The 3,001-nt window shown below is 57.7% G+C and carries 2 protein-coding genes; both read left to right on the top strand.

The features are described from left to right. A partial coding sequence (gene fdnG / locus AAAB35_RS26120) for a formate dehydrogenase-N subunit alpha (protein WP_340671257.1) occupies positions 1-2,504 on the top strand: 2,504 nt, incomplete at its 5' end. Between the two features lie 12 nt (positions 2,505-2,516). Beyond that, the coding region (locus AAAB35_RS26115; RefSeq protein ID WP_340671256.1) for a 4Fe-4S dicluster domain-containing protein at positions 2,517-3,001 on the top strand (485 nt) is incomplete at its 3' end.

Genomic DNA, 3,001 nt, shown 5'->3' with positions numbered 1-3,001 from the left:
ACCAGGCACGTGTCTGACACGGCCCAACGGTGTCCAGTTTGGGCCCAACATTTGGCCGTGGTGCAATGACCAACTCCTGGACCGACATCAAGAACACAGATCTTGTTGTCATCATGGGAGGCAATGCCGCTGAAGCGCATCCTTGCGGGTTCAAATGGGTCACGGAGGCAAAAGCCAACCGCGGCGCCAAGTTGATCGTCGTCGATCCGCGCTTTACGCGCTCGGCCTCGGTGGCCGATCTCTATGCGCCGATCCGCCAGGGTACGGATATCGCCTTTTTGCTTGGCGTGATGAATTACTGCATCCAGAACGACAAGGTGCAATGGGACTACGTCAAGGCGTTCACCAATGCCACCTACATTGTCAAGGACGGTTTTGCGTATAGGGAAGGGCTCTTCACCGGCTACAACGAAGCCAAGCGCGATTACGACAAGTCGACCTGGGAGTACGTCATCGGTGATGACGGTTATGCCGCGGTGGACGATACGCTGACCAATCCGCGCTGCGTATGGAACCTCCTGAAGACGCACGTTTCGGTCTATACACCCGAACTGGTCGAGCGCATCTGCGGCACGCCCAAAGACAAGTTCCTGAAAGTGGCCGGAATGATCTCGGAAATGTCATCGCCAACCAAGACGATGACATCGATGTATGCGCTTGGTTGGACCCAGCATTCAAAAGGTTCGCAAAACATCCGCTCGATGGCGATGCTGCAGCTCATTCTCGGCAATATCGGCGTGCGCGGCGGCGGCATGAATGCCCTGCGTGGACACTCCAATATCCAGGGACTGACCGACGTTGGCCTCATGTCGAACCTTGTACCGGGTTACATGACGCTGCCGACGGAAAAGGAGGTGGATTTCGAGGCCTATATGTCGACACGCGGCTTCAAGCCGCTTCGGCCCAACCAGATGAGCTACTGGCAGAATTACAGGAAGTTCTTCGTCAGCTTCCTGAAGTCGATGTGGGGCGCGGCAGCAACGCCGGAGAACCACTTTGCCTATGACTGGCTGCCGAAGCTTGACGTTCCCGGCTATGATATCCTGCGCGCTTTCGAGCTCATGAACCAGGGCAAGATGACCGGTTACATTTGCCAGGGCTTTAATCCGCTGCTTGCGGCACCCAACCGAAAGAAGCTCACCGACTCGCTCTCCAAGTTGAAATTCCTTGTGACCATGGATCCGCTGGAGACGGAGACGTCGCGATTCTGGGAAAATCACGGCGACTTCAACGACGTCGAGACAGCGCAGATTGGAACCGAGGTCATCCAGTTGCCCTCGACCTGCTTTGCCGAAGACGAGGGGTCTCTGACCAATTCCGGGCGATGGCTGCAATGGCATTGGCCAGGCGGCACACCGCCCGGCGAAGCGAAGAGCGATGTCTGGATCATGGCGCAGATTTATCAGCGCCTGAAGGAACTTTATCGCAAGGACGGTGGAGCCTTCCCGGATCCGATCGTCAATCTTGATTGGTCCTACGCCGATCCTAATGATCCGACCGCTGAAGAACTCGCCAAGGAGATGAACGGCAGGGCCTCAGCCACCCTTTATGACCCAACCGATCCATCCAAGGTAGTGGTAGAGGCCGGCAGACTGCTGCCGAGCTTTGCAGCAATGCGAGACGATGGGTCGACAAGCTGCGGCTGCTGGATCTATTCCGGTTGCTACAATGAGAACGGCAACAACATGGCCCGGCGCGATACGTCGGACCCGGACGAGACGGGCGCCTATCTCAAATGGGCGTTTTCGTGGCCGGTCAACCGCCGCATCCTCTACAACCGCGCTTCCGCCGATTTGAACGGCAAGGCATGGGATCCGAGCCGCAAGCTGATCGAGTGGGACGGGCAGAAATGGTCCGGATATGATGTTCCGGATATCGCGCCGACGGCCAAGCCTTCGGAGGTTGGACCGTTTATTATGAACGCTGAAGGGGTATCGCGGCTTTTTGTCCGTGGCATGATGCGCGATGGCCCGTTCCCGTCGCATTACGAACCGTTCGAATCGCCGCTGACGAACATTGTTGCTCCCAATGTGCGCGGCAATCCTGTCGCACGCGTATTCAAGGGCGATTTCGCGCAGTTTGCAGAGCCTGCTTCCGCCGAATTTCCCTATGCGGCGACGTCCTACCGTCTTACCGAACATTTCCACTACTGGACCAAGCATGTCTGGGTGAATGCGGTGCTCCAACCGGAGTTTTTCGTCGAGATCTCGGAGGAACTTGCCAAGGAGAAGGGCATCACCAAAGGTGGCTGGGTGCGCGTCTGGTCCAAGCGCGGATCGATCCGGGCCAAAGCTGTCGTCACCAAGCGCATCAAGCCCTTGATCTGCGATGGCAAGCCGGTCCACGTGGTGGGCATACCGCTCCACTGGGGTTTCACCGGCGCTGCCAAGAAGGGTTTCGGCCCGAATTCACTTACGCCCTTCGTCGGTGATGCTAATATAGAGACGCCGGAGTACAAGGCGTTCCTGGTCAATATCGAGCCCATCGCCGGGCCGGTGGCATAGGAGACGGCAGCCATGTTCCCGCCTATTCCAAATCCCACGACCCGACCAGAGGCCCCGAGATTCGGCGATGAGGACCTGATCCGCCGTTCGGCATCAACCGTCACGCCGCCGGCACAACGCCAGACCGAGGTGGCAAAACTGATTGACGTGTCCAAATGCATCGGCTGCAAGGCCTGCCAGTCGGCCTGCATCGAATGGAATGACACGCGGCCGCCGGTCGGCGAAAACATAGGCGTCTACGACAACCCACATGATCTTACGCCGGACATGTTCACGCTCATGCGCTTTACCGAATGGGAGAACCCCGAAACCAATAGCCTCGAGTGGCTCATCCGCAAGGATGGCTGTATGCACTGCGAGGATCCGGGATGCCTCAAGGCCTGTCCGGCGCCCGGTGCCATTGTCCAGTATTCAAATGGCATCGTCGATTTCGTCCACGAAAACTGCATCGGCTGTGGCTATTGCGTGAAGGGATGCCCCTTCAACATACCGCGCAT

The organism is Phyllobacterium sp. (genome assembly GCF_037994425.1).
Lineage (GTDB): Bacteria > Pseudomonadota > Alphaproteobacteria > Rhizobiales > Rhizobiaceae > Phyllobacterium.
The sequence above is the reverse complement of the archived record's forward strand: the minus strand, read 5'-3'. Positions and strand labels throughout refer to the sequence as shown.